The 26044-nt window shown below is 58.6% G+C and carries 27 protein-coding genes; 12 read left to right on the top strand and 15 right to left on the bottom strand.

Features of this window, described 5'->3' with window-relative positions; translation table 11 throughout:
• Positions 1-23: 23 nt before the first annotated feature.
• Together HGP14_RS27435 and HGP14_RS27430 are read right to left on the bottom strand one after the other, a co-directional pair.
• Entirely contained in the window at positions 24-758 is a 735-nt protein-coding gene (locus HGP14_RS27435; RefSeq protein WP_168833026.1) for a hypothetical protein, read from the bottom strand.
• Positions 759-858: 100 nt separating this feature from the next.
• Complete coding sequence (locus HGP14_RS27430) at positions 859-1860, bottom strand: Bug family tripartite tricarboxylate transporter substrate binding protein (protein ID WP_168833025.1); 1002 nt, start codon at positions 1858-1860, stop codon at positions 859-861.
• Between the two features lie 576 nt (positions 1861-2436).
• Between HGP14_RS27430 and HGP14_RS27425 the strand changes: the two genes are divergently transcribed.
• From HGP14_RS27425 to HGP14_RS27400, 6 genes are all read left to right on the top strand, one after another.
• A complete protein-coding gene (locus tag HGP14_RS27425) occupies positions 2437-4206 on the top strand; it encodes an ethanolamine ammonia-lyase reactivating factor EutA (RefSeq protein ID WP_168833024.1) in 1770 nt (589 codons plus the stop codon).
• A gap of 52 nt (positions 4207-4258) precedes the next feature.
• Positions 4259-5998 carry an ABC transporter permease gene (locus tag HGP14_RS27420; RefSeq protein WP_168833023.1) on the top strand — a complete coding sequence of 580 codons (1740 nt, stop codon included), beginning with the start codon at positions 4259-4261 and terminating at the stop codon, positions 5996-5998.
• A gap of 38 nt (positions 5999-6036) precedes the next feature.
• A complete protein-coding gene (locus tag HGP14_RS27415; RefSeq protein WP_168833022.1) occupies positions 6037-7149 on the top strand; it encodes a cupin domain-containing protein in 1113 nt (370 codons plus the stop codon).
• Positions 7150-7207: 58 nt separating this feature from the next.
• Complete coding sequence (locus HGP14_RS27410) at positions 7208-8293, top strand: ABC transporter substrate-binding protein (protein WP_246704606.1); 1086 nt, start codon at positions 7208-7210, stop codon at positions 8291-8293.
• A gap of 115 nt (positions 8294-8408) precedes the next feature.
• The gene (locus tag HGP14_RS27405) at positions 8409-9515 is read left to right on the top strand and encodes an ABC transporter ATP-binding protein (RefSeq protein WP_168833021.1); all 1107 of its coding nucleotides are present in this window, start codon (positions 8409-8411) and stop codon (positions 9513-9515) included.
• 114 nt (positions 9516-9629) lie between these two features.
• Positions 9630-10679 carry an ABC transporter substrate-binding protein gene (locus HGP14_RS27400; protein WP_205927366.1) on the top strand — a complete coding sequence of 350 codons (1050 nt, stop codon included), beginning with the start codon at positions 9630-9632 and terminating at the stop codon, positions 10677-10679.
• 177 nt (positions 10680-10856) lie between these two features.
• Here HGP14_RS27400 and HGP14_RS27395 read toward each other — a convergent pair whose 3' ends face one another.
• Together HGP14_RS27395 and HGP14_RS27390 are read right to left on the bottom strand one after the other, a co-directional pair.
• The gene (locus tag HGP14_RS27395; protein WP_168833020.1) at positions 10857-11489 is read right to left on the bottom strand and encodes a cupin domain-containing protein; all 633 of its coding nucleotides are present in this window, start codon (positions 11487-11489) and stop codon (positions 10857-10859) included.
• 1 nt (position 11490) lies between these two features.
• A complete protein-coding gene (locus HGP14_RS27390) occupies positions 11491-12123 on the bottom strand; it encodes a cupin domain-containing protein (protein WP_168833019.1) in 633 nt (210 codons plus the stop codon).
• Between the two features lie 352 nt (positions 12124-12475).
• On the opposite strand from HGP14_RS27390, the gene HGP14_RS27385 reads away from it, so the two are divergent.
• From HGP14_RS27385 to HGP14_RS27375, 3 genes are all read left to right on the top strand, one after another.
• The gene (locus tag HGP14_RS27385) at positions 12476-13420 is read left to right on the top strand and encodes a LysR family transcriptional regulator (RefSeq protein WP_168833018.1); all 945 of its coding nucleotides are present in this window, start codon (positions 12476-12478) and stop codon (positions 13418-13420) included.
• A gap of 260 nt (positions 13421-13680) precedes the next feature.
• Entirely contained in the window at positions 13681-14586 is a 906-nt protein-coding gene (locus tag HGP14_RS27380) for a helix-turn-helix domain-containing protein (protein ID WP_168833017.1), read from the top strand.
• A 94-nt stretch (positions 14587-14680) separates the two neighbouring features.
• Positions 14681-15604, top strand: coding sequence for an AraC family transcriptional regulator (locus tag HGP14_RS27375; RefSeq protein ID WP_168833016.1), 924 nt, complete (start codon positions 14681-14683; stop codon positions 15602-15604).
• Positions 15605-15685: 81 nt separating this feature from the next.
• Here the strand turns inward: HGP14_RS27375 and HGP14_RS36515 are convergent, their stop codons facing one another.
• The 10 genes from HGP14_RS36515 to HGP14_RS27330 all read right to left on the bottom strand — a co-directional run bounded on the left by HGP14_RS36515 (position 15686) and on the right by HGP14_RS27330 (position 22432).
• Positions 15686-16009: a DUF1275 family protein gene (locus HGP14_RS36515; RefSeq protein ID WP_312862196.1), complete on the bottom strand. Its 324-nt coding sequence runs from the start codon at positions 16007-16009 to the stop codon at positions 15686-15688.
• A complete protein-coding gene (locus tag HGP14_RS36510; RefSeq protein ID WP_312862195.1) occupies positions 16006-16362 on the bottom strand; it encodes a DUF1275 family protein in 357 nt (118 codons plus the stop codon). Before HGP14_RS36510 ends, HGP14_RS36515 begins: the two co-directional genes overlap by 4 nt.
• Before the next feature lie 67 nt (positions 16363-16429).
• The gene (locus HGP14_RS27365) at positions 16430-17272 is read right to left on the bottom strand and encodes an alpha/beta fold hydrolase (RefSeq protein WP_168833015.1); all 843 of its coding nucleotides are present in this window, start codon (positions 17270-17272) and stop codon (positions 16430-16432) included.
• 118 nt (positions 17273-17390) lie between these two features.
• Positions 17391-17909, bottom strand: coding sequence for a Dps family protein (locus HGP14_RS27360; RefSeq protein ID WP_168833014.1), 519 nt, complete (start codon positions 17907-17909; stop codon positions 17391-17393).
• 32 nt (positions 17910-17941) lie between these two features.
• Positions 17942-18121, bottom strand: a complete 180-nt coding sequence (locus tag HGP14_RS27355) for a hypothetical protein (RefSeq protein ID WP_168833013.1) — start codon at positions 18119-18121, stop codon at positions 17942-17944.
• Between the two features lie 8 nt (positions 18122-18129).
• On the bottom strand, positions 18130-18603 hold the full coding sequence (locus HGP14_RS27350) for a DoxX family protein (protein WP_168833012.1): 474 nt from the start codon (positions 18601-18603) through the stop codon (positions 18130-18132).
• Between the two features lie 11 nt (positions 18604-18614).
• Positions 18615-20492 carry an amidohydrolase gene (locus tag HGP14_RS27345; protein WP_168833011.1) on the bottom strand — a complete coding sequence of 626 codons (1878 nt, stop codon included), beginning with the start codon at positions 20490-20492 and terminating at the stop codon, positions 18615-18617.
• A gap of 57 nt (positions 20493-20549) precedes the next feature.
• Positions 20550-21176 (bottom strand): hydrolase, encoded by a 627-nt coding sequence (locus HGP14_RS27340; RefSeq protein WP_168833010.1) that lies wholly within the window; start codon positions 21174-21176, stop codon positions 20550-20552.
• A 175-nt stretch (positions 21177-21351) separates the two neighbouring features.
• Entirely contained in the window at positions 21352-22047 is a 696-nt protein-coding gene (locus tag HGP14_RS27335; RefSeq protein ID WP_168833009.1) for a response regulator transcription factor, read from the bottom strand.
• A gap of 205 nt (positions 22048-22252) precedes the next feature.
• Positions 22253-22432: a hypothetical protein gene (locus tag HGP14_RS27330; protein WP_168833008.1), complete on the bottom strand. Its 180-nt coding sequence runs from the start codon at positions 22430-22432 to the stop codon at positions 22253-22255.
• A gap of 30 nt (positions 22433-22462) precedes the next feature.
• Here HGP14_RS27330 and HGP14_RS27325 point away from each other — a divergent pair, with 30 nt between their 5' ends.
• Positions 22463-23119: a hydrolase gene (locus tag HGP14_RS27325; protein ID WP_168833007.1), complete on the top strand. Its 657-nt coding sequence runs from the start codon at positions 22463-22465 to the stop codon at positions 23117-23119.
• Between the two features lie 71 nt (positions 23120-23190).
• Complete coding sequence (locus HGP14_RS27320; RefSeq protein WP_168833087.1) at positions 23191-23460, top strand: XapX domain-containing protein; 270 nt, start codon at positions 23191-23193, stop codon at positions 23458-23460.
• A 146-nt stretch (positions 23461-23606) separates the two neighbouring features.
• On the opposite strand, the gene HGP14_RS27315 is transcribed toward HGP14_RS27320, so the two are convergent.
• Entirely contained in the window at positions 23607-24812 is a 1206-nt protein-coding gene (locus HGP14_RS27315; RefSeq protein ID WP_168833006.1) for a sensor histidine kinase, read from the bottom strand.
• 580 nt (positions 24813-25392) lie between these two features.
• Here HGP14_RS27315 and HGP14_RS27310 point away from each other — a divergent pair.
• The gene (locus tag HGP14_RS27310; protein ID WP_246704605.1) at positions 25393-25971 is read left to right on the top strand and encodes an AraC family transcriptional regulator; all 579 of its coding nucleotides are present in this window, start codon (positions 25393-25395) and stop codon (positions 25969-25971) included.
• Positions 25972-26044 lie beyond the last annotated feature (73 nt).

Here is a 26044-nt window from a genome sequence, read left to right as displayed (position 1 = left end):
AAGACGCTTGCTGCAGCCCGGGTTCATCCGGGCAGCATCTCGGCCAGAAGTTTTCCATAGCCGCGCACGGGCTGGCGGATCGAAAGCCGGTGCTGGATTTCCCAGCAGCGCGCCGGCACGGGATGCAGCACCGGCACGCCAAGATCCTGTTCGAGCATGTCGATGATCGGGAGGACCCGCCAACCCGAGCCGAGCAGGTAGATACCCTCGGCTTTTCCCTTATGGGGTAGGAAGATGCGTTTGATATGGGCATAGACGGTCTCCGGCGAGAGTGCCCCGACCTCGGTGAAGGGCACGTCGATGCCCTCCATCGCCAGCACGTCGAAACCGGCATCGGTGAAGTAGCGCGCAAAGACCTCGTTGATCTTGCCGCCGAAATAGGAGGCGCCGACGAATCGCTTGATACCGAGCGCGTTCAGCGCCCGGATATGATTGGTCCCGGAGGTAAAGATCTGCGTGTTGTAGGTCTTCTCCCAGCCGGCGATCAGCTCCGCCTCTCCCTTGTGCCCGAGCAGCATAAAGGGAGGCGCGCCCTCCGGATGGATCAGGTCGACCTTCTCTTCCACCAGCCGGGCGATCAGCGGCTCGTAGCCCTGCACGGCCCGGTCGAGTTCGTCCTTCGCCCCTTTCTTAATGTCGAGAAACAGGGGAATGACACCGATCCCCTCGGGCAGGATCCGGATAAGCTCCTCGAGTGAGCCGGGACGCATCGTTGGTTTGATGCATCCGATCGTACCGCGCCAGCTGCTGAAACTCATGCTTTTCTCCAATATGCCTTTAAATCATTCGGTCGGGAATCCGGCGAGAAAGGCGGCGGCATGTCTGCCGCCGCAGTTGTCGGGCAGGGGGGACAGCCTCTCACTGGCTCTTGGATAGCGATTGCTTGATCAGCGCCACCGTATCCGGCGACTGGTTGAGCGCCGCCTTGATGGCATTGCTGACATCGTCGCCAACCATGGCATCGACAGGAAGGCCCATTTTGTTTGCCTTGGCAACGAATTCCGGATCGGCGACGGCCTTTTTGTAGGCATCGCGGAGCGCGGCCAACCGATCTTCCGGAATGCCTTCCGGCCCGACGGTCAGCCGCGCAATCGTGCCCTGGGAGGCAATCAGCGCAATCACCTGTTTGGCCTGTTCGGATGTGGTGAGATCGGCAAGCTGCGGCAGATCCTTGCTGGAGCCGCCGATCTGAGCGATGAACTTGCCGCGCCCTTCCTTGACGAAGTCCTCATAGCTGGAACGGAAGGCGACGACGCCCTGGATCTCGCCACGCATCATGGCGAGCTCGTCCTCGTTGCCATTATAGCCGCTGACGATATCCACCGGCAGCCCGGCTGCTTGCGCCAGCATTAGCGTCTCCACATAGGAACCGCTGCCGACGCCGGCGGCTGCGAACTTCACCTTGCTGCTGCCCGTCATGAAGCTCTTGATATCGGTGATACCCGAATCTTTGGAAACGATGATCGCGCGCGGATCGGAAGCTGCCTTGCCGATCCAGGACATCTTGCCGAGGTCGAAGCGGGCGCCGCTGACGCCGGCGAGCTGGCTGTAGACGAGACCAGTATTGAAGGTGCCGATCGTCAGGCCGTCCGGCTTCGAGCCGGCGATATAGTTGGCGCCGAGCATATGCCCCGCGCCCGGCATGTTCTGGACGACGAAGGTGGTGCCGGGTAAGTACTTCTGCATGTATTCGGCCACGAGACGGCCATAGCTGTCGAAGCCGCCGCCGGGGCCAGTCGCGACGATATAATTGACAGTTTTGCCCTTGAAAAAATCCGCGCCAGAATCGGCAAGCGCCGGTGAACAGGCAGCAGTGATCAGCAGGCCGGCAGCGGCCGGCCCCAATATGGCTCTAAACATGATGTTCCTCCTCTAGCCCCAGTCTCCCTGGGCATGAGGCAATTGTCACAAGGTCAGAGGTGCGTGTCTAATAGTGATAAGCGTGGCAAGGTATAAGTTTTATGCAATGGCCAAAGAGGTGACTTGGTGACAGGTCATATTGTTTCGCCTCTCGAAATAGACATCGCTTGCGCCCGCACTAACTTGCGCAGGCTTCGGCTCGAAGGACGCGATCAGACCTGATCGCTACGGCAAAAAAGTTATGTCTTGCATTGCTGAACGATCTTGGACAGCCGTTCAGCATCTCTATAGGCTTTTGTCATCGAGGCCTTCATAGACAGGCAGGAACGGCGGCGCTGAAAATGGCAGGCGCGACTGTCCGCGCTTTCACTCGAAACTTAATAAGGCCGGGAATGCGCTTTGGAGGAAGCGCAGTGAGGCGGTCGTTCGATAGATGCGGTGGCCTTTGAGATAAGCGCTTTGCGGCCCGATGCGGCCGCGGGCCGCAATTTAAAGAATCGATTGTCGCGAGCAACGGCCGCAAAGGCCGTGTGTGCCGGCGTTTGTGTCGGTTTCGGCGATGGAAAGGGAGGTGGCATGACGAGTGAGACGAAAAGCCATACGCTGGACGACCATCGTTACGAGGATTCATTCAGTCATGAGCACGGGCCGGATTCCGATCACGACCATGATGATTTAGGCCCGATCGGAGCGCTCGAAGACAATCCGATCTGGCTGCAGGACAACGTCTTTCTGAAAAGTGTGGGGATCGATATCGGGTCCTCCGGCACGCAAGTTATTTTCTCGGCCATTCACCTGCGCCGCAGCGGCGAGGATCTTACCAGCCGCTATATCATCGTCGCGCGCGACACGCTTTTCCAGTCGACCGTGCAGTTCACGCCCTATGAAAACGAGACACTGATCGATGCGCGGGCGCTCGGGGAGATCATCGACCAAGCCTATGCGGCCGCCGGTCTCTCGCCGGATGAGATCGATACGGGTGCGGTGATCCTGACCGGCGAGGCTCTGCGCCGCGAGAACGCCGGCGCCATCGCTGCGGTTCTCGCGTCCAAGGGCGGACAGTTCGTCTGCGCCACGGCCGGTCATCACATGGAGTCGATGCTCGCAGCGTATGGTTCGGGCGCTGCCCGCCGATCCTATGACGACCAGACGCGCCTCCTTAATGTCGATATCGGCGGCGGCACGGCAAAACTCGGCCTGATCGAGCACGGTAAGGTCGTTGCCACGGCGGCCGTCCATGTCGGCGGGCGCCTCATCGTCGTCGACGAGAACAATCGCATCGTCCGGCTGGATCCCGCGGGCCGCCATCACGCGCGCCAGGCGGGCTTCGACTGGAGCGAGGGCGACACCGTTTCATCCTCCGATCTCGATCATATCGCCGCCGTCATGGCCGATACCTTGCTCTCGGCGATTGCCGATCCGCAGCCTCAGCCGTCGGTCATGCATCTCTTCCTAACCGAACGCTTGCCGGTGCTTGGCAAGATCGATGGCCTGATCTTCTCGGGCGGCGTCGGCGAATATCTCTATGGGCGGGAAGAGCGCGACTTCGGCGATCTCGGCCGCCGGCTCGGAAGAGCCTTGCGCGCGAGGCTCGATCAAGGTGTCCTGCCCTGGCCTCTGCTCGATGCAGGCGAGTGCATCCGCGCCACGGCGCTCGGCGCATCGGAATACAGCGTGCAGCTGAGTGGCAGCACGTCCTTCATTTCCGATCCCGGCAGGCTGCTGCCGCGCCGCAATCTTCAGGTGCTGCGCCCGCCCGTCGATCTCTCGGGCGAAATCGATGCGCAGGCCGTTGCCGCGGCAATTGCACGCCACCTGCAGCTTTTCGACATAGACAGCAGCGGTGTCGAGTTTGCGCTGGCCTTTGAATGGGCCGGCGAACCTGAATATGGCCGCATCCGGGCGCTCGCAGAAGCACTGAAGTCGGCAGTCATCGATCGCCCCATCCTTGTGATGCTCGATGGGGATGTCGCGATGACGCTCGGTGCGATCCTCAAGGAGGAGCTTGGCGTAGAAGAAGACGTCCTTGTCCTCGATGGACTGTCGCTGCACGATTTCGATTTCCTTGACCTCGGGCGTGTCCGGCTGCCGTCGCGAACGGTCCCGGTGACTGTAAAGTCCCTGGTTTTCAGCGAGGCGGAAGCGACGGTCGACCGGCCGCAGCGCATTCATCACCGCGAATGGAGTGAAAGCGGCTCCGCCACCGGCGGGCATCGTCATGACCATGACCATGACCATCATCATCATGGTCATGATCACGACCATGGTCACCACCATCACCATCATGGCGGCGAGGCGCATTCGCATGGCGTCGCCACGGAAAAAAGCGGTCTACGTCAACGGTAAGCCGCAGCCGGGGGGCGGGTTCCACTAGGCAGAAATAATCGGGAGGATGTGAATGACGATCGAACAGGAGTATGCGGGGCAGTCGGCTTCGCTGAGAACTCCACGCTTCGATGCCAAATGGATTGTCATCGGTATTGTCGTGGCGGCCGTTGCCTGGCTGGCGCTCGTGCCGCTTGTTTTTCTGGTCTGGCAGAGCTTCTTGACGCCTGGCACCGCAGCGTCGCCTGCCGTTGCGACCTTCGGCAATTATATCGAGGCCTACACCAATCCCGAGACTTTCAGCCTCTTCGTCAACTCGGTCGTCTTCGCTTTCGGCACTGCCACTCTCGCGCTCGTCGTGGGCGGCTTTCTGGCCTGGCTGAATGAGCGGACCAACACGCCGTTCAAAATGCTCTTCTACGCGGCGGCGATTGTGCCGCTCGTTATCCCAGGCATCCTCTTCACGGTCGCCTGGATCATGCTGGCGAGCCCGAAGATCGGCATCTTCAACCTGCTCGCGCGCAACATTTTCGGCATTCAGGACCCGATTTTCGACGTCTACAGCATGGGCGGAATGATCTGGGTCGACGGCCTGCACTACTCCCCGGTCGCCTTCCTGCTGATGTCGGCCGCCTTCCGCGCCATGGATCCGTCGCTGGAAGAGTCGGCGATGATGAGCGGGGCCTCCATCCCGCAGATTGCGATGCGGATCACCTTCAAGCTGGCCTGGCCGGCGGTTCTGGGCTCGTTCCTGATCCTGTTCGTCCGCTCGCTTGAATCCTTCGAAGTGCCGGCGCTTCTAGGATTGCCTGTCGGTATCCAGGTCTTCACCTCGTCGATCTACAAGGCGATCCACGAATACCCGAGCAATGTCGGCCTCGCTTCTGCCTATGCCATCACGCTGCTGGCGATCGCCTCCTTCGGCATCTATTTCCAGTCCCGGCTGGTTGCCCGCGGCAGCCGCTATTCGACGGTGACGGGCAAGGGCTTTCGCCCGCGGCCGATGGATCTCGGCGTCTGGCGCGTTCCGGCCGCCATCGTCCTGGTCTTCTACACCCTATTGGTCGTCGTGCTGCCGTTCCTCGTGCTGCTCTGGTCGTCGCTGCAGAAATACTACAGCGTGCCGAGTTATGCGGCGCTGAAGAACATTTCCTTCGCCGCCTATATCAAGATGATCAATTACCCGACGGTCGACCGCGCCGTCATCAACAGCCTCATCCTGTCGCTGGGATCGGCGGCGCTGGTCATGCTGATGACCTCGGTGATCTGCTGGATCGTCGTGCGCACCAAGCTGCCCGGCCGCTGGCTGCTCGACAATCTCGCCTCGCTGCCGATGGTCTTCCCAGGCCTCGTCCTCGGCCTGTCGGTGATGATCTGCTACCTCTACCTCGACATCGGCATCTACGGCACGCTCTGGATCATGCTGATCGCCTACGTCACGCGCTTCATGCCTTATGGCATGCGCTACAACATGACCTCGATGCTGCAGATTCATAAGGAGCTCGAGGAATCCGCGGCGATGAGCGGAGCTGGTTGGCTCACCACCTTCTGGCGCATCCTGCTGCCGCTCCTGAAACCCGGCCTGCTCGCCGGCTGGATCTACGTGGTCGTCGTTTCCGTCCGCGAATTGTCCAGTTCCGTGCTTCTCTACAGCTCCGGTTCGGAAGTCGTCTCGATCGTGATCTGGGAGCTCTGGCAGAACGGCCAATATGTCGAACTCTCGGCCTTCGGCGTCATGCTGATCGCCGCACTCTTTGTAATCGTCATCATCGCACAGCTCGTCGGCCGCCGTTTCGGCGTCAGCGAGAGCTGAGCCATTTCATTTAACTAACGCATTGAAAGGAAGCCCCAATGGCGAAAGACGCACTCGTTTCGGAAGATTTGGCGAAGAAATTCGCGACCGAGAAGGAAACGCCTTACACACGCTGGATTCGGGACGAGGGGCTGGACATCATCCCCGCCCTTTACGTGCGCAATCTGAGGACCGTGCCTCTGAAGCCCTGGGCGCGGCGGGGCGGCAATGCCGTGTTCGTCAACCACGACGCCTCCCGCACGTCCAATGACAGCTACGTCATGGAAATTCCCGCAGGCGGGAAGCTTGCGCCTCATCGCCAGCTCTACGAGGAAATGGTCCTCGTGCTCGAGGGGCGCGGCTCGACGACGGTCTGGAACGACGCCGGCCAGAGGATCACCTTCGAGTGGCAGGCCGGATCGCTCTTCGCCATCCCGCTCAATACCTGGCACCAGCATTTCAACGGGTCCGGCCAGCAGCCGGCGCGTTACATCGGCGTCACTAACGCGCCGCCGATCATCAATCTCTACGAAGATCTCGATTTCGTTTTCAATAGCAAGCACGACTTCCCGAACCGTTTTGCCGGTGAGCCCGATTACTTCAGCAACAAGGGCGAGCAGAAGGGCCTTCTGCTTCAGACAAACTTCGTCGCGGACGCCGTCAGCCTGCCTTTGATCAGTGCCAAGGAGCGCGGTGCGGGCGGCGGCCATATCCGCTTCAACATGGCGAAGGGCTCGATGAACAGCCATATCTCGCAGTTCCCGGTCGGCACCTACAAGAAGGGACATGCCCACGGGCCGGGCGCCTACGTCATCATCCTGAGCGGCGAAGGTTATTCGCTGATGTGGCCGGAAGGCGAGGAGCCCAAGCGCTACGACTGGGAAGTCGGGACGCTGATCGTGCCGCCGAACATGTGGTTCCACCAGCACTTCAACACCGGTACGACGCCCGCCCGCTACCTCGCCTTCAAGCATGAGGTCGTCTCGATCCGAAATGCGCAGGGTGTGCCGAAAGCCTGGATCAGCCGGCGCCTCGGGGGCGACCAGATCGACTATGCCGACGAGAGCTCGATTGTGCGAACGACATTCGCCGACGCGCTGGCCAAGAACGGCCTGACCCCCCGCATGGATGCCGCCTACGAGGCGGAACTTGCGGACCTGCCGTCGAAATAGACAGCCAAAAACATCAGAGAGCCGGCTGCTGTCCCGGCCACAATGGAGGAGGAAAGAAATGAGCATGGATTCAACCCGGAGCAAGGGCGGCCGGTCCGCCTGGCTCCACTGCCTTGGAATGGCCGCCGTAGCGGCCGGCTCGCTGCTCGCCGCGGCGCCGTCCTTTGCCCAGTCGACCATTGCCGATCTCGCCAAGTATGAAGGGGCGGATCGTATGGAGAAACTGGTTGCCGGCGCCAAGCAGGAAGGTACGCTTACGGTCTACACTTCCGCACCAGTCGACGACATGACCGCGCTGACGGATGCTTTCACCGCAAAATACGGTATCAAGGTCGAGATATGGCGTGGCAGCTCTGAAGACGTGCTTCAGCGTGGCGTGACCGAAACCAAGGCCGGCCGCTACACCGCCGACGTTTTCGAGACGAACGGTCCGGAGCTCGAAGCGCTGACGCGCGAAAACGTCCTGCAGCCCATTTCTTCGCCGACCTTCAAGCAGATGCTGCCGGAGGCCGTGTCCCCACATCACGGTTGGGTCGGCACGCGCCTGAACGTGATTACGTCGGCCTTTAACACCAACCTCGTCGACGCTGCTTCCGCGCCCAAGAAGTGGACCGATTTCCTCGATCCGCAGTGGAAGGGCAAGCTCGGCGTCGAGGCCTCGGATTCCGACTGGATGGCGGCCGTCATCAAACGGTTTCCCTCCGAGCAGGAAGGGATCGACTTCTTCCGCAAGCTCAGCGAGACGAACGGTCTTTCCGTCCGTTCCGGCCATACGTTGCTGACCAATCTCGTCGCATCGGGCGAAGTGCCGCTGTCGATGACGGTCTACCAATACAAGGCCGAGCAGTTGAAGCAGGACGGCGCGCCGGTGGATTCCTTCGGCATATCGCCCATTCCGTCCCGCGTGAACGGCATCGGCATTTCGAGTCATGCAACTCATCCGAATGCGGCCCTGCTTTTCTATGAGTTCGAATTGACCGATGCGCAAGCGATCCTCGCCAAGCGAGGTTTCACGCCCACGAACGTTGCGCTTTTCCCGCTGCCCGAAGGTGTCCGCCTGGATGTGATCGATTCCAAGATCGTGCTCGACGAAGGCAAGAAGTGGCAGGACCTCTTCGATCAGATCGTTCTTCAGAAGAAGTGAATACTCGCTCCCGCAGCGGATCGCCGCTGCGGGAGATCAGTTGCTTTTGGCCGGACATCCCGATCGGCGGGTGTGGATGTCGTCTCTGCAATCCCGCAATGAGGAGAAAACCGTCATGCTTTCCGTCAGGGAGCTTTACACCGAATATCCCGACAAGAAGGGGAACGTCGTCAAGGCCGCACAGGATGTCGGCTTCGAGATCCCGGAGGGCAAGCTCTTCACGCTGCTGGGACCGAGCGGCTGCGGAAAGACTACGACGCTGCGGTCGATCGCAGGTCTCGAGCGGCCCAAGACGGGAATAATCTCGGTCAACAATACGGTGGTCTTCTCCTCCAGCAGCAACGTCTTTGTTGCGCCGAACCAGCGCAATTTCGGCATGGTGTTCCAGAGCTACGCCATCTGGCCACATATGAGTGTTTTCGAGAATGCGGCCTTTCCTCTCCGCGTCAGCCGCAAGCGTTTCACGAAGCAGCAGATCGAGGACAAGGTGAACCGCGTCCTCTCCGTCGTGGCGCTCGAAAATTTCGCAGAGCGCGAGGCGACCAAGCTCTCCGGCGGCCAGCAGCAACGACTGGCACTGGCGCGGGCGCTGGTAATGGAGCCGAAGCTGCTGCTGCTCGACGAGCCGCTTTCCAACCTCGATGCGAAGCTGCGCGAGAAGATGCGGTTCGAGCTCAAGCGCCTGCAGCGCGAGCTGAACATAACGACGATCTACGTCACCCACGACCAGCAGGAGGCGCTCGCGCTCTCTCATCAGATCGCATTGATGCAGAACGGCCGGATCGTCCAGCTGGGAACGCCGCGGGATATCTACGAAAAGCCTGCCTCCCGCTTCGTGGCCGATTTCGTCGGCACGACGAGCTTCCTGCAGGCGACGGTCAAAAGCCGTGACACGCGCAGCAACGAATGGGTGATCGACAGCGAAATCGGCACGATCCGGATGGCCGGCAATGAGGGCCTGCAGCCCGGCGACAAGATCACGGTATCGATCCGCCCCGAAAACGTGCGCCTTCTCGAAACCGCGGACAACAGCGTCCCCTCGGACCGTCTGCTGGAAGGCACCGTGAGCACCAAGCTGTTCCTCGGCGAGTTCATCGACTTCCAGATCGATCTGGGCGGCACCCTGCTGCTCGCCCGCGCCCATCCTTCGCTGCGCACGCCGATCGGAGATCGGATCTTCGTCGATATCGATCCTGAGCACTGCACGCTGATCCACAACTGATCGCAGCCTCGGCCATTCGTGCGGTCGATGACCTGTTTGGAGACGGTCAATCACGACAAACCCGCCTGCAATGGAGTGAAGGCGGGTTCAAAGAAGAAAGAAGAGGAGAACAGAATGAAATTGCAGAGGCGTCTTTTCATGCTTGCGACCGCGTCTTCGCTGCTGGCCGCAAGTTTCGCCATACCATCACAGGCCGACGACTCGCTGCTGACGTCGACGGCCCCCGACCGCGAGGCGAAGCTGGAGGCGGCCGCCAAGGCCGAAGGCGAGCTGACGCTCTATACGTCGATTGCTCAGAACGACCTCGAGCCGCTGATCAAGCCGTTCGAGGACAAATACGGCATCAAGGTCACCACTTGGCGCGCGAGCGGCGATGACGTTCTTCAGCGCGTCGTGCAGGAACAGAAGGCGGGGCGCGCAACCGTCGACAGCATCCACATCAGCGCGCCCGAGATGGAGGCGCTTCACCGGGAAGGCCTCCTGCAGAAGACGGAGTCGCCGTATTACGCCGATCTGCTCAAGGGCGCGGTGCCCGAGCACAAGGAGTGGGTCAGCACCCTGCTTTCCGTATGGGTTCAGGCCTATAACACGGACAAAGTGAAGAAGGAGGATCTGCCCAAAACCTATGCGGATCTGCTCGACCCCAAATGGAAGGGCAAACTCGGCTTCGAAGCCGAGGACATCGACTGGTTCACGTCGGTCGTCGAGACGATGGGCGAGGACAAGGGGCTGCAGTACTTCCGCGATCTGGTGAAGACCAACGGCCTTTCCGTCCGTAAGGGGCATTCGTTGCTGAACAATCTGGTCGTCGCCGGCGAAGTGCCGCTCGGTCTGACGCTCTACAACTACATGCCGGTGCAGGCAAAGAGCGATGGCGCCCCGATCGACTGGTTTGCACTGGAGCCGGCAATCGCCCGCGCTAACGGCATCGGTGTCGTCAAGACCGCTCCGCATCCGAACGCCGCCGCGCTCTTTTCCGATTACATGATCAGCCAGGGCCAACCGATCCTGACCTCGCTCAACTATATTCCGACGTCGACCAAGGTGAAATCACCGCTCGAATCCATCGAGCTGAAGATCGCCGATCCGGCGGACAAGCTCGACAACGCCTCCAAGTGGGAGCCGCTTTACGACAAGATCGTGCTACAAGGAAATCCGGGCTGACACCGTATAGTGCAGAGCAAGATGGCCCGGCCATTCCGATGGCCGGGCCATTTTTATGAGGCAATGCTGCGTGACTTGAGGGTCGAAAATAGCGCTACCGTGATCATGGTAGCGAAGACACCTAAAGCATGATCCGCGATCGCGTGATTTTTGCGTGTCGCAGATCATGCCTTTCCATCACGGGCGTCCGGGAATATGCCCAGCAGGCTGACGTGTGCCCCTCAGATATTCGCGCACGATGTCGTCGGTCAGCGTGACCCTCGGATTGAATTCCGGCGCATCTTCCAATTGGTCGAGCGTATTCAATCCGATCTGCTTGAAGATACGGTTCGTTGCGGAGATCAACCGCACCGGACGATCCGGCTGCAGGTTGAAGTGCTGATGGATCGTGTTTGGGGGAATGTAGACGACGTCCCCCGCCTCCCACTCGAAGCGCTTGGTTTCCTTCTGGGGAACCCATTCGAAGGAATCGGTAATTTCGACATCGCAGTCCTGATGGATATCGTAGCCGCGGCCCTCGAGAACATAGACGCATTCCTCGGCGAGATGCCGATGCTTGCCCGAGCGGGAGCCGGGCGGAATGATCTGCATATACGCATCGACGGTTTCCATGCGGGTGTTCATGTTCTCGTTGATGAGATGCTTGAGCAGACCCTGCCGGGACATTTCCCAGGGCATTTCCTGCGGTTTGACGATCTTTTTCCGACGCGAGTTGCGGGAAGGAGCGTCCTGGGCCTCATCGAGAAGCCGCTGATACAGCCGCTCGTTGCCGGCGCCGTTCAGCCAGACCGAAGTTTCATCCCACGCCAAATCAGTATCCTCCCTTCGGATGGTTCAGGTCGTCTTCGAGCTCGCGGACCTCGAAGCCGGCGCTTTCAGGCGTATCCTCGACCTGGCGGGCGACGACCTGTTTCTGGAACAGCATGTTGAGGAAGAGATACATGGGCTTGGTCTTGATGACCAAGGCACGGGCAGGCTTCTCCTTGCTGGCGTTGAAATGCTGATGGACGCAGTTGTTGTGGACGATGACGACATCGCCTGCTTCCCAGTCGTAGCGCACGCCGTCATGGATTTCGTAGCCGGTGCCGTCGAGAATATAGAAAGCCGCTTCGTTGACGTGCCCGTGCTTCTGGGATGCGGCGCCCGGCGCGTACTCTTCCAGATGCAGATGGAAGGTCTGGGTGATGCCGTCCTTCGGTTCGACATAGTGGCGGCTGAACGCCTGCGGCCCGTCGACGAAACCGGTCTCCTTGGCCTTCTTGACGCGCGGGACCGAGCGCAAACGATCCAGCTCTTCCTTCAAGTTGTAAGCGCCCTGGATGGGGCGAACAAAGACGCGGTCCTTTTTCGAGTGATAAAGGCCGGCAATCTTCTCTTCATTGCTCAGATGCTTGGAATTATGATTGATGCCCGGCGTTTCCGGCGACGTTTCCTGGGTTTTCATATCCTCATTGTCTCTTGATTGGCCTGGGGAAATCTTCACACGCTCACCTAGTGCTGTCTAAGATGGATATATTACACAAGCCATAAATTTAACGCTGTGACAGGCTGTCAGCGGTTCCCACCCAATGCAGCGAGATAGCAAGCTAATCTTGATCTGGCAGATAGCAAAATTCCATTCTTGCCGTTGGCTCGCGTGCATATAACGTCGCAATTCGGAATGTGGTTGGGAGGCTGCAGCTAGGGGTGGAGGTTGATGAGTTCCTCATCGCAGGCACGTTTTATTAGCTGTCATCTTTCCTTTTGATCGCATCATTTGCGGAAATAGAACGCGTTCTACGGAGGCGGGCGGCGAGGTGAACCTTAATCTCAGACAGCTCCGATATTTTGCCGAAGTGATAAAGGCGGGCAATATCTCGCATGCGGCATCGCAACTGGAACTTGCGCAGACGGCGATCAGCATCCAGATTCGTGAGCTCGAAAGGGAAATGGGCGTGCGGCTGTTCGACCGCCATTCACGCGGGGTCGTTCCGACAGATGCTGGAGCGCTGCTTTTCGAACGCTACAACGAGCTCGAGCAACATCTCGAACGGACGGTGCGGGACGTGCGTTCCGCCGCCAACATGGCTACCAAGCCGTTTGTTATCGGCCTCACGCCCAGCCGAATGCGACTGGTTGGCGCAAACATCCTGATTGATGCCGGCGAACGACGCCTGGCAAGGGCCGTGCACTTGGTCGAGGAATTGAGTTTTGCCTTGATTGAAGCGCTGGAGCGCAAGGAGTTGAATCTCGCGCTGGCCTACGATGTCGAGAGCCGCCCCAACCTCGTGCGCGAAGCCGTCATCGAGGATGAGCTGGTGTTCGTCACCTCGGCTAGGCATGCCCGGGGCCAAGGCCCGATCAGTTTCGCTGAAGCGCTGGCTGAGGAACCTTGTTTCGCAGGCGGGCGCGGCATCGGCTCGCTCGTCATGCGTACCGCGCAGCGACTGTCGCTTCCGTGTCGCATCACGACCGACATACAATCCGTTTCCGCCATACGCTCGCGCGTGAGCGAAGGCAGAAGCAGTTTTCTGCCTTACGGCAGCGTTGCTGACGGCGTTAACCGCGGAATATTCGCGATCCGCCGCATCGTACGCCCAACTTTACACCGGACACTCTATCTGGTTCGGCGCAGTGAGGAACGTTCACCGCTCGATGATGAAAATCTCGGCCCCTTCGTCAGAGATTTCGTTCGCCGGATACATCGCGCCTCTTTGCCGTATTCGACCATCGTCGATTCCAGATTTGACGACGACGCTTGACCTAGGAGTTACGCGGATCTCCCTGTGAAGCTCTCATGGCGCCGTCATGGTCACCTCTCGATCGCACCCTCGGCAGGAGTACTGCCTCTTTATGACGCAGAGCTTCGGCTTTTGGCGCCGAAGATCTTTATCAACCGACTAAATCAGCATTCAGGTTCCCTGGGCTTGACATTTCCTCAAGCGAGAGCAGAGATGTGAAGTTATCGCCGATCGGTTGTATTTTGCCGTTCGTGACCTGGTCCGCGCTGGGAGGAAAGAGATTGAATCTCGACTATCCAGATTTCATATCTCTTGTACCGTTCTTCGGCGTTCCGGAAGGGTGTTCGCTTCGGGCTGTACCTTTGAAATCGTCGCCGATCGAGGTCACTAAAATATACAGAACAGCCGGTCCTGGCGAGCTTCCGCGGATTACACTGCCAAGCTGCGATGCATACCTTGTGATGCTGTATCTCGATGACACGGTTCATTGCGACATCAAAGCGGATGGAAGTTTGGGTCCGCCGCGGTTTTGCGGTCGAGGCTCCATTTGCCTCGTTGACCTATGCGAGGGGGGTGCCTCTGTGAGCTTGCAAAGGACGCTGTCGTCCATTGCGATCACCCTGCCAAAATCGCTGATTGCAGAGGTCGCGGCTCTTTCGTCCGGGCTGGTCGGTAAAGAGCTTCGGTGCAGAAGGGCCGAGCGCGATCCCGTCATCAGCAACCTGGGGACGGTTCTGCTTTCCCTTTTTGAGCGAAAGTCCGCTTCTTCGGAAGCGATTTTAGGGCACTTGGGGATCGCGGTTTCCGCGCATCTCTTGCAGGATTGCCTTGACGTCAGGGCAAATAAGAGCGACGCGGTCCTGTCGCACCACCGGCAGGCAGTTGCCAAGGAGTTCATACGAGAGAACCTCGCTCGCGAATTATCGGTTTCCGATATCGCAGCGGTAACCGGCCTCTCGGCAAACCACTTTTCACAAGCTTTCAGGAGAGTGACCGGGCTCACTCCCCACCAATGGCTCGTGCGGGCGAGAGTCGATGCTGCTAAAGAATTTCTCTCAGAGCACCAATTGACGTTGCGGGAAATCGCCAAGGCATGCGGTTTCGTGGATCAAAGCCACTTTACGAAAGTCTTCGCCAAGGAAGTAGGCGTCACTCCGGCCGCTTGGAAAAACAGACGCGTCAATTGATCCATCTCTCTACGCTTAGGTCTGCGTCCGAGAAATCGTTGCTTTTTACAAAAGGATTGTCCTACGGTGACATTACTCGTAAACCACTTTGCGGATGGTGACGTTGGAAAGAGAGTCTGAAAGTACCTCGGCAACCTTTGCCGCCAAAGTGAACAAATGGACCGTCAAGGCGTCCGCCATCACAGTAACACGCCTCAGCTCGGACGAAGACGATCTCCCAATAGCGCCGCCCAGCAAGCGTGAGGAGGCGGTATCGGCTATCGTCCAGCTCGTGGATTTCAGGATGCATCGTCTTTGGCGGAACGGTAAGCTTCTGTTCGAGGGCGGACATCCAAAGGCGGCGATCGCGATCACGGACCTGAGAGAAGAGTGGCAGTGCCATCACCTGTCTCCGTTCGATAATGTCCGTTTCAATATCCCCTTGTCCTGTGTTCGCTCATTCCTGGACGAGCTTGGGAGGCCGCAATTCGATGGGTTTGAATGTCTACCGGGTACCAGGGACGAGGTTATATTGGGTCTCGCCCAGGCGATCTTGCCTTATCTCCTGAGTAAGCATGAACCCAATCCGCTTTTTCTTGAGCAAATTGGCCTTGTCCTGCTGGCGCATTTAACACAGACGTATGGCAATCAATACTTTCCTTCAAAAAAGAACGGCCTTCTTGCGCCATGGCAGGAAAAGCGAGCGCTCGAATTCTTGACCTCTCACGCGTTCAATCAGGTTTCGGTTGTCGAGCTCGCGGGCATCTGCGGACTGTCGCGGAGCTATTTCATCCGCGCCTTCAAGGAGACTTTCGGCAAAACGCCGTATCGCTGGGTCATCGAGTACAGGATTGCAAAGGTCAAAGATCTTTTGCTCTCGGACGCCTCGATGCTCGAGATCGCCACAGAGTGCGGTTTTGCCGATCAAAGCCATATGACGCGGGTTTTTCGGGGAGTTACTGGCGAAACACCGGGCAAGTGGCGACGGCAGTACCGGCCCGTTTCTTCAACGAGCACCGAGCGAGAAGACGATCTGTAGCCGGCAGAACAGGCGCTAGCTGGCACCCGCAGCCAGTCATCGAGCCAATCCGCAGGAAGCCCGAGCACAGACCGGCTTCGTTCAACCGCCTTCGGGGGACTCAATCCTCGCCACAAAGGAGAAGACGCTGAGGACGGCGGGAATGAAGAAACACCACACAGGCGAGACCACAGTCGCCAGCGCAGCGCACGCGCAACCGAGCGCAAAGGCGATCACAGCAACGATCATCTTCTTGACCCGGCTGTAGGCCTGGGCGGCACTCTCACCCTTTTCGCCGGCGACGATTTCCGCGAGATCGAGCATGATCTGGGTCGTTGTGCCGGTCATTAGCGTCGAGGGCGGCGACTTTGACAGATAGACGCGATGCAGAGCATTCTGCACGGCCATCGCGGAGACTAGCGTCATGCCCATGACCAGGTTCGCGACACTGTTGGCGTTCCCAATGGTCCGTATAGGAGGGCAAAGATCGCTGCTGCGAACAGCAGAACGACCTTTGTGGCCAGCAGGCATTTGAGCACCGGCTTTCCAGCGCCCAGTAATAGGCCGACAATTCTGGTGAGGAGCACTACCACGCAAAAGACGGGCAGGGCCAAGAGCTTCGGTAGGGCGCCCGAGCCTCCCATCACGACAGTCGCTCCAAGCGTCACGAAGTTTCCAGTGACATGCGCCGGAAACAATCCCTGCAGGGCAAGGAAGCCGGCGGTGTCAACATAGCCGCCGTTGAAGCTTAGAAGAACAGAAAGTGGTACCCGTCGCATTACGCCCCCTCGACACCCATGGAAGAGGGCCCGCCTACGAATTCGCGAAGGCGGGCCTGGTTTCAGCCTAGCCCTTGATGAAGGCGAGCAGATCCGGATTGATCACGTCGGCATGCGTGGTCAACATGCCATGGGGATAGCCCTTGTAGACCTTGAGCGTGCCGTTCTTGAGAAGCTTCACGGAGAGCTCCGCGGAGTCCGCGATCGGCACGATCTGGTCGTCATCGCCATGCATGACGAGGGTGGGGACGGTAATCTTCTTCAAGTCTTCCGTCTGGTCGGTCTCCGAGAACGCCTTGATCCCGTCATAGTGAGCCTTGGCGCTGCCCATCATGCCTTGCCGCCACCAGTTGTGGATGGCGCCGGGATAGACCTTCGCCTCGGGACGGTTGAAGCCGTAGAACGGACCGGTCGGCACATCCAGGAAGAACTGCGCACGATTGTCGGCAAGCGCCTTGCGGAAGCCGTCGAAGACTTCGACCGGCAGACCGCCGGGATTGGATTCGGTCTTCAGCATCAGCGGCGGCACGGCGCTGACGAGCACGGCCTTGGCGACGCGGCCCTGCGGCTCCCCGAACTTCGCGACATAGCGTGCGACTTCGCCGCCGCCGGTGGAATGGCCGATATGAACGGCGTTCTTCAGGTCGAGATGCTCGGCGACGGCAGAGGCGTCGGCGGCATAATGGTCCATGTCATGACCATCTGCGACCTGCGACGACCGGCCATGGCCGCGGCGGTCATGCGCGACGACGCGGTAGCCGTTCTGCACGAAGAACAGCATCTGAGCATCCCAATCGTCCGACGAGAGCGGCCAGCCGTGATGGAAATGGATCGGCTGCGCATCCTTCGGACCCCAGTCCTTGTAATAGATGTTCACGCCGTCCTTGGTCTTCACGAAACCGTCGGTCATTTCGAAATTTCCTTTCGGGGAGGTGCTGGTTGATTTCGGGAATGCGAGCTCCGGAACAGCCGTTGCAGCGGAAAACGCCGCACCCGCGACCCGTAACGATGCGATTTGTCGGCGGCGACTAGGCGTTGGTATCGCGAAGAATTTCAAACAGGAACCAGACTCGCTGTTCGCCCTCATCAATCCAATTCTCCAGCAGACTTGCCGTGGCAACGTCTCCGTGCTCGTCGCAGGTGCCGTGGAGTGCACGCATGCTGGCTACCAGCGAGCCGTTGTCTTCGCGGAGCTCAGCGAGCATCTCATGGGGATGCACAAAGTCAGCGTCGTTGTCGTCGATGCGCTGACGACGTGCGATGTCGCCAATCGAACGCAACGTCGTCCCACCCAGTTTTCGAGCACGCTCAGCAAGCGGATCGGTCATCTGGAAAAGTTGATCGCCCTGGTCGTCCAACAGCAAATGATAGTCACGGAAATTCGAACCGGACATGTGCCAGTGGAAATTTTTTGTCTTGAGGTAGAGCGCGAAGACGTCTGCTAGCAACGTAGTCGCTCCCGCCGAAATGTCTCGAACAGCCTGCTCGCTTAGTCCTGTGGGGGTGTTCAATGATGCCGTACGGCGTGCCTTCAGAGGCGCTTCCATTCTCTTCTCCTGGGTATTCCGAGTTTTTGAAATCACTCCATCCGCCCGGACGCGGCAGGATCGCTGGCGGGGAACGTCTCAAGCAATGCCTCGTCGAGCCGTTCCTGTTCGCGGTCACGCGATTGTTCGGTTGGCTGGCGTGCCTCGGTCTTGGGCTGTCGGGACGAACTGGGATTTTGTCTGTCTGTCTTCGGGTCTGTCTTCGTGGTCATAAGACATCTCACGTTGAATGCGTATTGTGAACGCGTCGCTTATCCTCAGCGGCCTTTCCCCGAAGATCGTAAAGGGCGACCAGCACGAATGCTCCAGCGAGACCAAGGTGTTCGAAGAAAGTGTTCATGGCCATCGAGCGTTCCATTCCCTGCGGAAGTTCCCAGAAACGAACTGCGAGGAAAGTCGCAAACAGCGTGAATCCCGCAAGCGCCAAGGCGGCTGCCCAACGGAAGACACCGGCCAGGATCAGAGCCGACATCGCAAGTTCGAAGACAATGACCGCGACCGCGAAGAACATCGTCGGCCTCAAGCCGAAATGATCCATTTCCGCCATCGCGCCGTTGAAATCGAAAATCTTGACGAGAGGTCCCTGGATATAGGCTGAACAAAGGCCGAGCAGAGCGATGAACTCCACGCTGCGGGATGCCCCAAAGGCCTTTAGCACCTCGGCTTCAGACTTAGAATTCGTGTTTGCTTGCATCGTTGTCCCCTTTAAACAGCCCAGCAGGCGCAGCCGAGGGCGCCCCAGAAACTCTTGAGGTCGGCGACCGGCAACTTCGAGCCCCAGGCATTGGCGTGGGCGTGGCCGTGGACGTTGCAGTCGTTGGCGCAGCCGCAGGAGGCGACCATCCGGCGGTGCAGCGAGTTCTTTCCGGCACCATCAGGCTCGCCCCAGGCGGCATAGCCCTTGAAGGTTTTGACCGGCGACCAGTCGGGCATGGCGGGCGGAACGGGGTTCTCGTCAAGCTTGGCAAAGTCGCCGGCGCCGTAGACGATCCTGCCGCCGACCATGGTGAAGTCAGAGGTGAGGAAGGAGATTTCCTCCTCGGCGCAGGCGAAGAAGTCCTTGTCCGGCACGATCAGATCGGCGAACTGGCCTTTCTCGATGCGGCCCTTCTTGCCCTCCTCGTTGGAGAACCAGGTGACGTTTTCCGTCCACATGCGCAGCGCCGTTTCGCGATCGAGGCAGTTGCGGCGCGGATAGATCTGCATGCCGGCAACCGTCCTACCGGTGATCATCCAAGCGAGCGAGACCCAGGGATTGTAGGAGGCGACGCGGGTGGCGTCCGTGCCGGCCGATACCTTGATGCCTTTTTCCAGCATGCGGGCGACGGGCGGGGTGGCTTCGGCGGCGCCCAAGCCGTAGCGCTCGACGAAGTATTCGCCCTGATAGGCCATGCGGTGCTGAACGGCGATGCCGCCGCCAAGCGCCGCGATGCGATCGATCGACTGTTCGGAGATCGTCTCGGCGTGATCGAAGAACCAGTTCAGGCCCTCGAGCGGGATGTCCTGGTTGACCTTCTCGAAGACATCGAGCGCGCGGCTGATCGTCTCGTCATAGGTGGCATGCAGCCGCCAGGGCCAGCGGTTTTCGGCCAGCACGCGCACGACCTCTTCCAGCTCGCCTTCCATCTCCGGCGGCATGTCCGGGCGCGGCTGGCGGAAGTCCTCAAAATCGGCGGCGGAGAAGACCAGCATCTCGCCGGCACCGTTGTGACGGAAATAATCGTCGCCCTGCTTGTACTTCACCGAGGCGGTCCAGTTGAGGAAGTCCTGCTTTTCGGCCTTCGGCTTCTGGGTGAAGAGGTTGTAGGCAAGCCGCACCGTCATCTGCCCCTCGTCGGCGAGCTTCTGGATGACGGCATAGTCATCGGGATAGTTCTGGAAGCCGCCGCCGGCGTCGATGACGCCGGTGATCCCGAGACGGTTCAGCTCGCGCATGAAGTGGCGGGTTGAGTTGACCTGGTAGTCGAAGGGCAGCTTCGGGCCCTTGGCAAGCGTGGCATAGAGGATGCCGGCATTGGGTTTTGCGAGCAGCAGGCCGGTCGGATTGCCATTGGCATCGCGGGTGATCTCGCCGCCGGGCGGCTCAGGCGTCTCCTTGGTGTAGCCAACGGCGCGCAGGGCGGCGGCATTGAGCAGGGCCCGGTCATAAAGATGGAGGATGAAGACCGGCGTATCGGGGGCGATCGCGTTGATCTCCTCGATGGTCGGCAGGCGCTTTTCGGCGAACTGGTGTTCGGTGAAGCCACCGACCACGCGCACCCATTGCGGCGGTGGGGTGATCGCCACCTGCCGCTTCAGCATGCTCATGGCGTCGGCAAGCGAGCGCACGCCGTCCCATCTGAGCTCCATGTTGAAGTTCAAGCCACCGCGGACGACGTGTGTATGGTTGTCGATCAGCCCCGGCAGCACGCGTTTGCCCTTGAGATCGACGATCTTCGTATTCGGGCCAGCGAGCGCCATGATCTCATGGTCATCGCCGACGGCGAGGAACTTGCCCTCCTTGACGGCGACCGCGCTCGCCGCCGGGTTGGAACGATCGAGCGTGGTGATCAGGCCGTGGTGAAGGATGATGTCGGCTGTCATGGATAGCTCCCGGGTTTCAAGAGAATTGCAGTCGAGAAGTTGATGCGGGTAGGCGGCTCAAACCGGATGGATCATATCCCGCGCGTAGGCGAGGCCGATGCCGTAGCCTCCTGCGTGCGCTTCCACGATTGCCCGGGCACCGTCGTAGGTTTCCTTACGCGTCCAGTCGCGTTGAAGCTCCAGCAGGACTTGGATCCATGAAGTCATCGTCGCCCCCGCCGCCTCTAACCTGCGAAGCGCAAGGTTATGGCTGTCCAGCGTCAGGCCGCCGCAGGTGTCGCCAACGACGAAAACTTCGTAACCCTCCGACAACGCCGATAGAACCGGGAATGTCACGCAAGCCTCAGTCAGAAGGCCTGAGACAAGCAGTTTACGGCGACCCGTCTTGGCAATCTCGCTACGGACGGCGTCATCTTCCCACGCATTCATGTTGCGCCGCTCGATAACTGGGACATCGGGTATGACGTTTTTTATCGGAGGCAGGAGCGGTCCGCTATAGACCTTCGAAGCCGACGTCGAAACGATCGTTGGAATATTGAAAACCTTGGCTGTTTTAGCCAATGCAACGGCATTGCTCAGCAGAAGCTGACGATCCGCAGATCCGACACCAAATGCCAGTCCAGCCTGTTGGTCGACCATAAGAAGGACAGGTTGACCGGGTTCTAACAGCGGGAGATCGGTCATGTGTTCGCTCCAGAGTTCCAGTGGCGTTGAAGCGAACACTTAACTTTCATGTTCCCGCTTGGCTTGGATAGAATCGCTGTTTTTTTCCAAAACAGTTCAAAAGTTATCGCAGCCGTGCGCGGATAGACGGACTGGGCGGGTCGTGACCAGCAATGCGCGGCCGCGAAGCCGTTTGTTACGAACGGCCCCCTTCAGAAGCTAAACGAGGCGATCGCCGCACGCTTTCGGCTTTAAAAGGCCCGTAGTCGCCTGGCAGGTTAAGCAGCTCCGCCATTTTGATCAGATCTGCCAAAGTCCGCGCCTCCATCTTCCGCATCGCGGAGCCGCGATGGATCTTAACCGTGACTTCGCTTAGAGAGAGCTTTCCAGCAACCTGCTTGTTCATCAGGCCTTTCGTTACGAGGGCCATGACTTCCCTTTCACGCTGGCTCATTTCCGCGAACCGAGCTTTGAGGGCTGCCAATTCGCCTTCTTTGCATCTTCGCCTGCGGTCGATTTCCAATGCCGAAGCGACCGCGTCCAACATGTCTTGGTCGCGAAATGGCTTGGCGAGAAAATCGACCGCGCCAGCCTTCATTGCACGAACCGTCATCGGGATATCACCGTATCCAGTGATGAAGATCGCAGGGATGAATGATCCGCCTCGCATGAGCTGCTCGTGAAAGTCCAGTCCGCTAAGCCCAGGGAGCCTGACATCGACGACCAAGCAGCTGGTTCCATCCACTCGCTTCGCATCAAGAAACTCACGTGCGCTTCCAAAGAGCTGCGTTCTCAATCCGACAGACCGAAACAAGCTGCCCAGCGACAGCCGTAGCTCCTCATCATCTTCGACGATGTAGACAATCGCCTGATCGTTGCGCGAAACGCTCATTGGCGCAAGAATGCCAGCAAATCGCTGTTCAGCTGGTCCCTATGTCCGCTACCCCAATCCTTGTAATAAAGGCGGGTGTTATCGCGTACGGTCAGCATTGGCATGGCAAACCCTCCGAAGCCGTTTTCGAAGCTATTACGAGGGCTTACCACCAGCGCGCGGGAAGCGCCATAGGCGCGAATTTAAAGTGGGAGCATTCGTCAATTCACGGCACTTTTGTTCCAAAAAATGAAGGCGCTTGCCTGAGATTCCTTTCGGTGAGGCGATTGACGGTGCCACCCGCCTCAATCTTTTTGCCATCGCTGCTCACGTTCAAAATAGAAAAATCCAAACGACCTTTGTATGCGACAAGCAGCGAGTATCGATTTGTCGCAAATTCGCTCATGCAATTCTGCATAACGAGAAGGAATTCATGATGAGTAACAAAGCAACGCCGACGCCGGGTTCCAAGCTCCTGACGCCGAAAGACCATACTCTGATCATGATCGACTTCCAGTCGCAGATGTCTTTCGCGACCAAGAGCATCGACGCTGTCAATCTGCGGAACAATGCGGCCCTCGTGGCTCACGCAGCCAAAGGGTTTGGCGTTTCGACGATCCTTACGACGGTTGCTGAAAAGAGCTTCTCCGGTCCGATATTCTCGGAAATCACCGACGCATTTCCGGGCCAGAAGCTTTTCGATCGCACCTCGATGAACACCTGGGAAGATGCGGCCGTCATTGACGAAGTCAACCGCATCGGCAAGAAGCGCATCGTTCTGAGCGGACTCTGGACCGGCGTCTGCATCGTTGGACCGGCCCTCTCGGCCATCGAGCAGGGCTTTGAGGTCTATGTTCTGGCGGATGCCTGCGGTGATGTTTCCGATGAGGCCCATGACCGGGCCATGGATCGTATGGTTCAGGCCGGCGCTCAGCCGATGACTTCGCTCCAGTACATGCTCGAACTGCAGCGCGACTGGGCTCGCACCGAAACCTACGACATGACGACCGGCATTGCCAGGAAGTTCGGCGGTGCCTACGGCCTTGGCATCATCTATGCCAAGACGATGTTCAACGTCTCTGAAGGCCACTGAGGTTATCGGAAAAGTCTGCCGCTCCTCGCTCGTTCGACGGAGCGGCATTTTGCTTGAAGAGGGTTTTTCTCGTGAAGGTCTATCTCTTATCGTTGGGCGCCGGTCTGATCGTTGGCATCGTTTACAGCCTGTTGAATGTTCGCTCGCCAGCACCACCGGTCGTGGCGCTCGTCGGTCTGCTTGGGATTCTGGTTGGCGAGCAGATTTTGCCATTCGCAAAGACGCTCTGGAACAAGGAGCCTGCGGTGGTCTCGTGGCTGAATCAAATCAAGCCGCACATGTTTGGGCACCTGCCGGCAGCCCAGAAGCCATCTAAAACGCCAGTCGATACCAACGTGTAGCGCTCCAAGATATCGTCATCGCTGCAGAGCGGCTCACGGGCCGCTCGCAAACCCGTCGACAAGGAGTGCATCGTCACGAGACCGCGAGCAGAGACTCCATTTCTATGAGGATGAAGTCTTTGCGTTTGCGGCTGCCGAGCGTGGGGTCATCCCTGGTACACCGCCGACGCAGAGGCAGCCTGAGCCGTTTCAAGGCTGAAACTGAAACGCGCGCCGAGATACGAGGACGACTGAAGCTCGATCTTGCTGTCGTGCGCCTCCACGATTGACCGGCAAATCGCCAGGCCCAGGCCAGTCCCTGCGGCCTTCGTGGTGGAGAAGCTTTCAAAGAGCTTATCGCGGACCTTGGGATCCACGCCTGGGCCACTGTCCTCTACCTCAATCAAAACTCGATTGCTTCGTTGCTCTTGCGCTCGAATAGCAAGGCTTCTGTTCCAAGCCTGACCATCGGACATGGCTTGAGCGGTATTCGTGGCCAAATTAACGATTACCTGAAGAATCTGAGTTCGATCAGCGAGGACCTCGGGGAGATTTGGAGATAGCTCGACCCGCAATCCCACTTGCCGGCTTGCAAGGTCAGCGCGAAGGATCAACGCGCATTCGTCGATCAGGATTGGCAAGGATACGGCAGTTCTTGCGGGTTTGGTGTTGCGTGCCATGCCCCGCAATGCGGCAATTATGTCGCCGGCACGCTTACCGCTGCTTGCAATACGCTCGAGCAGAGATTTCACTTCCTCAAGATTGGGTTGATCGTGGCTAAGCCAACGCAAACCTGCTTCAGCGCTTGTGACGATCGAACTTAGAGGCTGATTGACCTCATGCGAGATCGAAGCAGTCAGCTCGCCCAATAGTGAAATTCTGGCTGCATGGGCCAGTTCGCCAAGAAGAGCGGTTTTCGCTTGGTCGTTGGACTGGTTGACCTGAGTGATGCTCACACACACTTCCGACGCCGGCCGTTCATCCCCATCGAGCCATGCGTTGAGAACAGCCGGAATATCGTTGCCGTTCGCTGCCTTCAGAATGCCTTCGAACGAAAAATGGTTTGCCCCTTTCACCAAGGAAATCAGACCGTCGGCAAATTGTCTTTGAAGGGTCTCGGGAATGAGACCGGCCATCCGCTCAGGCAGGGCTTCTCCGGCGACTGTTAGAAGCGCCTTCGCTGAGCGGTTGGCTCCTAGTATCGTGGCACTGTTGGTAATTCCGCAGATAGTCGGTTGATCGCACGAGGTCTGATCGCTCCTCTCAATGATACGGAGGTGGCTGATCAGGGCGCGCGTTTTACGGATATCCAGCCTGACTAAGCTCAGTGGCGAGGCCGAAAAGAAGCTCGTCTCTTTCTCCGAACCGTTCATGTCTTGATGGGCTCCAAGTCCCCTGCTGTCGGGTTTCAACATGCAATCGATATGTTCAAGTTTTCGCGGCGTAACGCTGATAGCTTATAAGAGCATCGGTTGTAAGGCGAACATGCTGGCAAAGCTGTCGCGGGCAGAAGGAGGAGTTTTTGGAAGTGCTGTCGCTGTTAAGCACGAAGGTGGGGCACTGCCTTGGCCTCCCGGCAGCTGCGATTCGATCAGGCCGATGCTCATCCCAGTGCCGCGCTAACCCCTTGCGATCGCGATCGCAGGAGATTTTATCTCAAAGAATCTGCGCTGCCGGATCAGCAGTTCGGAATCGCTTCGAAGCTTGGTCTGCTTGAGCCTTGGTTCTCGGCGGCTCGGTCTCATGCCACAGAGCAGCAACCTTCCGAAATCGTCCTACGCTTGGTGGGGATTTCAGCGATTCCCAGAGAAAGGCGAAAGGACAGCAATCATACGAAGGTATGGTCCGCTAGAACTGATGTCTAGCAAAACACGATGATCGTACGATTGTTCAAGGCGGGATTCGCTTCAATATCAACCCGTAAACATCACTTTACGAGTTATGGAGAGACCGATGATGCCTACCAGCACCGCTGTTCTCACGAACGACGTTCCGCTGAACTTCAGTCAAATTAATACGGACACATCGAACGAAGTATCCCGCCTGGTCATGCACGCCATAACGTGCGTGGAACGCGATGAGGCGATCGCGATCGACCTGATCAAGAAAGCTTCCAATCTCCTGCGCCCATACGGATTGGTGGATGCCGACAACGAACGGCAGCGGATTGCCGTAGGCGGCTTGGCTCCGTGGCAAGTAAACAGACTTAAGCGGTTTATCGAAGAAAACCTGTCGAACTCAATATCGCTCGACGATCTCGCTCAGTTGGTAAAGTTAAGCACGAGCTATTTTTCAGCGGCATTCAAAGTCAGTTTCGGCACCTCACCACATAACTTCATCTTGAGCCGAAGGGTGGAGCACGCCAAGCACAAGATGGCGCATACCGACGCTCCGTTGAGCGAAATTGCCCTGGATTGTGGCCTTGCAGACCAAGCTCATCTGTCGCGTATCTTCCGGCGGGCCACGGGAATGACTCCGAGCGCATGGCGGCGATACAGCAGGCGGCCCGATATGCTGATGGCAGCGAGCTGAGCAGGGGCCATCTTAGCAGAAGTTGAGTCCCATTGGTCCTCCGGCTGGACCGCCTCCCTTTGCATCTCATCCA

Source organism: Rhizobium sp. P32RR-XVIII (genome assembly GCF_012641395.1).
Taxonomy (GTDB): domain Bacteria; phylum Pseudomonadota; class Alphaproteobacteria; order Rhizobiales; family Rhizobiaceae; genus Rhizobium.
This window is presented reverse-complemented; position numbering and strand designations above follow the sequence as displayed.

Excerpts from the sequence above, each read along its gene's own strand:
- HGP14_RS27435 (WP_168833026.1), bottom strand. The coding sequence starts at position 758 with ATGAGTTTCAGCAGCTGGCGCGGTACGATCGGATGCATCAAACCAACG.
- HGP14_RS27430 (WP_168833025.1), bottom strand. The coding sequence starts at position 1,860 with ATGTTTAGAGCCATATTGGGGCCGGCCGCTGCCGGCCTGCTGATCACT.
- HGP14_RS27425 (WP_168833024.1), top strand. The coding sequence starts at position 2,437 with ATGACGAGTGAGACGAAAAGCCATACGCTGGACGACCATCGTTACGAG.
- HGP14_RS27420 (WP_168833023.1), top strand. The coding sequence starts at position 4,259 with ATGACGATCGAACAGGAGTATGCGGGGCAGTCGGCTTCGCTGAGAACT.
- HGP14_RS27415 (WP_168833022.1), top strand. The coding sequence starts at position 6,037 with ATGGCGAAAGACGCACTCGTTTCGGAAGATTTGGCGAAGAAATTCGCG.
- HGP14_RS27410 (WP_246704606.1), top strand. The coding sequence starts at position 7,208 with ATGAGCATGGATTCAACCCGGAGCAAGGGCGGCCGGTCCGCCTGGCTC.
- HGP14_RS27405 (WP_168833021.1), top strand. The coding sequence starts at position 8,409 with ATGCTTTCCGTCAGGGAGCTTTACACCGAATATCCCGACAAGAAGGGG.
- HGP14_RS27400 (WP_205927366.1), top strand. The coding sequence starts at position 9,630 with ATGAAATTGCAGAGGCGTCTTTTCATGCTTGCGACCGCGTCTTCGCTG.
- HGP14_RS27390 (WP_168833019.1), bottom strand. The coding sequence starts at position 12,123 with ATGAAAACCCAGGAAACGTCGCCGGAAACGCCGGGCATCAATCATAAT.
- HGP14_RS27375 (WP_168833016.1), top strand. The coding sequence starts at position 14,681 with ATGGTGACGTTGGAAAGAGAGTCTGAAAGTACCTCGGCAACCTTTGCC.
- HGP14_RS36515 (WP_312862196.1), bottom strand. The coding sequence starts at position 16,009 with ATGACGCTAGTCTCCGCGATGGCCGTGCAGAATGCTCTGCATCGCGTC.
- HGP14_RS36510 (WP_312862195.1), bottom strand. The coding sequence starts at position 16,362 with ATGCGACGGGTACCACTTTCTGTTCTTCTAAGCTTCAACGGCGGCTAT.
- HGP14_RS27365 (WP_168833015.1), bottom strand. The coding sequence starts at position 17,272 with ATGACCGACGGTTTCGTGAAGACCAAGGACGGCGTGAACATCTATTAC.
- HGP14_RS27360 (WP_168833014.1), bottom strand. The coding sequence starts at position 17,909 with ATGGAAGCGCCTCTGAAGGCACGCCGTACGGCATCATTGAACACCCCC.
- HGP14_RS27355 (WP_168833013.1), bottom strand. The coding sequence starts at position 18,121 with ATGACCACGAAGACAGACCCGAAGACAGACAGACAAAATCCCAGTTCG.
- HGP14_RS27350 (WP_168833012.1), bottom strand. The coding sequence starts at position 18,603 with ATGCAAGCAAACACGAATTCTAAGTCTGAAGCCGAGGTGCTAAAGGCC.
- HGP14_RS27345 (WP_168833011.1), bottom strand. The coding sequence starts at position 20,492 with ATGACAGCCGACATCATCCTTCACCACGGCCTGATCACCACGCTCGAT.
- HGP14_RS27340 (WP_168833010.1), bottom strand. The coding sequence starts at position 21,176 with ATGACCGATCTCCCGCTGTTAGAACCCGGTCAACCTGTCCTTCTTATG.
- HGP14_RS27335 (WP_168833009.1), bottom strand. The coding sequence starts at position 22,047 with ATGAGCGTTTCGCGCAACGATCAGGCGATTGTCTACATCGTCGAAGAT.
- HGP14_RS27330 (WP_168833008.1), bottom strand. The coding sequence starts at position 22,432 with ATGAGCGAATTTGCGACAAATCGATACTCGCTGCTTGTCGCATACAAA.
- HGP14_RS27325 (WP_168833007.1), top strand. The coding sequence starts at position 22,463 with ATGAGTAACAAAGCAACGCCGACGCCGGGTTCCAAGCTCCTGACGCCG.
- HGP14_RS27315 (WP_168833006.1), bottom strand. The coding sequence starts at position 24,812 with ATGAACGGTTCGGAGAAAGAGACGAGCTTCTTTTCGGCCTCGCCACTG.
- HGP14_RS27310 (WP_246704605.1), top strand. The coding sequence starts at position 25,393 with ATGATGCCTACCAGCACCGCTGTTCTCACGAACGACGTTCCGCTGAAC.